The organism is Cetobacterium sp. (genome assembly GCF_977044495.1).
This window is the reverse complement of sequence record NZ_CDRRQU010000081.1, coordinates 1-3,820: the sequence shown is the minus strand read 5'-3', so window position 1 is coordinate 3,820 and position 3,820 is coordinate 1. Positions and strand designations below refer to the sequence as shown.

Sequence of the window (3,820 nt, the reverse complement as noted above, 5' to 3'; positions counted from 1 at the left end):
TATTTTCTCTATTTTAAAATCTCTGCTAAAATAACTGGTACAACTGTATCTATATGCTGAGCTGTAAATCCAAAAGCCTTTTTTCCACTAGCAATTTCAGCTTTTATCTCATCATCACTTTTTATATTCCCTGGCATAGAAACTGTAGCGCAGTTACTAGCTCCTAAAAGTGCAATAGCCATAGCTAAGGCTCCACCTCCACCAGTATTGCAAGCTCCTAAATAATAATCTGCCATATTTGTCTTCACATCCATAGCCGCTTCAATATCTGTTTTTACTGTTACAACTGCTTTTTCTCCACAAATTTTTCTTACGATTTCAGCCAATCTCTCTTTATCAATCTGCCCACCTATAGCTATTCTCTTCATAAATTCACTCCCTCTTATTTTTATTTTATTATTTTTCTAAAATTACACAGATATTTACAAGCATATATTTCTTTTCATCCTCTGGTAAAACTATATCCAATACTTCTGATAAATCACCGTAGATTAAATTAGCTTTTTCAATATGTTCGCTTTCTAAAGTCTCTTTAAATACCTCTTCATCTATAGTTTTAACTGGTTCACTATTTTTCACTCTCATGATAGCCATTGACAGATGAGTTACCATCATCGCCCCATTCTCTTCAGTAAGTTCAATACTATGTTTTTCATTAAACATCTCAATTACATTTAGCATAACTTCTTTTGTACAATCAGTTATAGCTCCTGAACTATTCAATATCTCCAATCTAGTTTGTAAATTCATTTTCCCTCCAAATTCTATTTAATCTTTACCATCTTTCAACTGTTTTTATAATTTTTTAATTTCAATCTATAAGTTTAAATTTTCCTTTATCGAAAAATTTTTTAAATATATTTTTTATAACATCATTATCTTTTCTTATTACTATAACTGACTCTGTAGCTAAAAGATTCCCTTCATTTTCAGTCAATTCCTCTATCATTATTCCATGTTTTTCTAGATGTATCATCTTGTCTAAAACATCGTCATAATTCCAAATAGCAGCATCTATCTTCTCATTTATAAGATTTTCAATAACTTCTAAATACTTAATATCGATAAATTTTGTGTTTTCATTTTTTTGAAAATTAAAATCTGTTAAAAAAATATGATCATTTGACTCAGGATCTTTCCCAACATTAACTACCTTACAATTTTTTCTTTTCAAAATAACATGTTTTGTAACATAGGTTCTCGCTCCAAACTCCTCTATAATTTCCAAATTAAATCCAGAATCAATGGCATTTTGGGCAGCTAGCTTTGAAACAACACCAAAGTGATAAACTCCCTCTTCAATAAGTTTTAACCTAACATATCCACCTCTCATATGAGAAAAATATAGGGGAATAGGTATTTTTAAGCTATTTGCAATATTATCCATTATTTTTTTATATCTTTGTGAATATGTTATCGGCATAACACACAAAAGATAATCCACTTTTAAAACTTGTAGAAGTTTTTTGTAATCTATGCTTTCGATAGCAGTTCCATATTTACCTTTTTTCTTCAAATCAATTACTTTTATATCTGTCAATTCTTTTAAAGCTTTTTGTATTGTTCCTAAAGACAGTTCTAAGTACTCAGAGTAGTTTGTAATTGTATCCAAATTCTCCTCTGATTTTCTATTTAAAATATCTTTTGCTAACTCTCCTATAGCTTTTTGTAATTTTCCAGTTTTACTGTTCATATCGACCTCTTTTCTAATTTTCATTTTTTTGAAAATAAGATTTATGTACTTATTATAACCTATTATTTTAAAAAGTCAACATTTTTAACTTTTTAAAAACAAAAAGTCATAGATTAATCTACGACTTTTTGTTTGATTTACTTCAACTTTAATACAAGAGCTATACAGCCCAATAATCTAGCATTATCTCCAAGAGCTGAAGAAACAATATATTTATCAATATTTTCTAAAATTTCTTTAGTTTGAACATAATTATTCAACATCTCTTTTACATTTTTTCTAATTAAAGGAAATAATTGAAATTGTTTCATAACTCCACCGCCAAGAACTATTCTTTCCGGCGAAATAGTTAAAATATAATTTACAAGAGCTTGGGCAATATAATATGCTTCAAATTCCCAAGCTTTATGACTAACAGAAAGTTCATAGGCTTTTACTCCCCATCTTTCTTCAATAGCTGGTCCTGATGCTAACCCTTCAAAACAATCTTTATGGAACGGACATTTTCCTACATACGAATCATCCGGATGCCTTCTAACAAAAATATGTCCCATCTCAGGATGAAGCATTCCGTGAACCAGTTTTCCAGAAACTAGTACTCCACCACCAATCCCAGTTCCAATTGTAAGGTAAAGACAATTTTTTAGCCCTTTTGCTGGCTCCCCAAGTAGCTTCACCTAGTGTAGCACTATTAACATCTGTGTCAAAAACCATAGAAACATTTAATTTCTTTTGTAACTCCCCAATTAAATTGAAATCGCTCCAATATTTTTTAGGAGTTTTTGTTATATACCCATAAATTTCAGAACTTGGATTGGGATCAATTGGACCAAAGGAACCAACTCCAATAGCTTCAACTCCCTTATTTTTAAAAAAATTATAAACTTTTTGTAAAGTGATTTCAGGTGTTTCAGTTGGAAAACTAACTCTTTCTAAAACATTCCCCTCTTTATCAGCAATTCCACATACAAATTTTGTTCCCCCAGCTTCAATAGCTCCTAGTCTCATAAAATCCTCCATTTAAAATTTATAAGTAATCTGATTTCTTTTTTCAAAAATATAGAGTAAAAATTATGACAAAAATAGTTTTTGAAGACAATATAAAAACATTGCTAATGGGATATATCCCTCAAACACTGTATTTTTTTAATATTCTCCCGTAGCAACTATAATAGCTGCTAAATCTCCAACATTTTCACTTAATTTTGCTGGTAAAATTTTACAACTATTTAACGATTGTTCTACACACTCTTTTTCTAAAATTAAATCCACAATGGGTTTAAATAAATTTTCACACCTACTGTAGATACTTCCTATTATTATTGCTTCTGGATTTAATACATCTATCAATATTGAAAGCCCTTGTCCCAATCTCTTAGCACTTTCCTCTATTATTTTTTTAGATAGTATCTCTCCTTCAGAAGCAAATATCAATATATCTTTAGCTTCAATTATTTTATATACCGTATCATTTATGTTTTGTCAATTTTATGTATAGTCTCTTTTATTGTGAATTTAGCATATTAAAATAAACTTTAAACAAAACATACCCTATAAAAATTAATAGAATCCCAAAGTAAAATACTAAATTTTGAAACTCATCATATAATATACTTGTCTCTTTTGTATTAGAAATTCCATTTGCAAGAGCTATCTGTTTAATATTTAACATCGTTAAAGTAGGAACTCCTAAATTCTTATAATATTTTTCTAACTTAGAAGAAACTAAATTTCCACCAATATTTATAAAATACTTTGGATTTGGATACTCTTCATAATAGTTTATTCTTTTTTTTATATTATCATTTAAATCCTTAAAATCCAACCTTTGAATATCCATATTTTTCACTCTCTCTATTAAACTTTTTTTCGTATCTTCATCAAAATTCAGTCCTTCATCTGCATCTCCACCTAAAGTATAAAGTTTTATATTATTTTTTATCATATTTTTAGATTTTAAATACTCTGCCATTTCTAAAAATGTGAACCCCTCATTATTAGCTCTATACATTGATGAGCCAATAGAGTTTATTATAACTCCCCTTAGATTCAGGGTATCTAAAGCTGATATTAAAGATAGGTTGAGTCCAGGAAAAGAACTGGACATATTCACATAAACAGTATCTC

Annotated in this window: 7 protein-coding genes; all 7 read right to left on the bottom strand. The window is 28.9% G+C overall.

Annotated features, from left to right (window positions below):
• Window positions 1-8: 8 nt before the first annotated feature.
• Entirely contained in the window at window positions 9-368 is a 360-nt protein-coding gene (locus ACWI69_RS11815) for a DUF2620 domain-containing protein (protein ID WP_448822032.1), read from the bottom strand.
• Window positions 369-396: 28 nt separating this feature from the next.
• Window positions 397-750, bottom strand: a complete 354-nt coding sequence (locus ACWI69_RS11810; protein ID WP_448822031.1) for a PRD domain-containing protein — start codon at window positions 748-750, stop codon at window positions 397-399.
• A gap of 61 nt (window positions 751-811) precedes the next feature.
• Complete coding sequence (locus ACWI69_RS11805; protein WP_448822030.1) at window positions 812-1,693, bottom strand: YhfZ family protein; 882 nt, start codon at window positions 1,691-1,693, stop codon at window positions 812-814.
• Window positions 1,694-1,830: 137 nt separating this feature from the next.
• Window positions 1,831-2,304 carry an ROK family protein gene (locus tag ACWI69_RS11800; RefSeq protein ID WP_448822034.1) on the bottom strand — a complete coding sequence of 158 codons (474 nt, stop codon included), beginning with the start codon at window positions 2,302-2,304 and terminating at the stop codon, window positions 1,831-1,833.
• On the bottom strand, window positions 2,249-2,701 hold the full coding sequence (locus ACWI69_RS11795) for an ROK family protein (protein ID WP_448822029.1): 453 nt from the start codon (window positions 2,699-2,701) through the stop codon (window positions 2,249-2,251). The genes ACWI69_RS11800 and ACWI69_RS11795 overlap by 56 nt, the downstream gene beginning before the upstream one ends.
• A 138-nt stretch (window positions 2,702-2,839) precedes the next feature.
• Window positions 2,840-3,145, bottom strand: a complete 306-nt coding sequence (locus ACWI69_RS11790) for an ROK family protein (protein ID WP_448822033.1) — start codon at window positions 3,143-3,145, stop codon at window positions 2,840-2,842.
• Between the two features lie 52 nt (window positions 3,146-3,197).
• A partial coding sequence (pgsW, locus tag ACWI69_RS11785) for a poly-gamma-glutamate system protein (protein ID WP_448822028.1) occupies window positions 3,198-3,820 on the bottom strand: 623 nt, incomplete at its 5' end.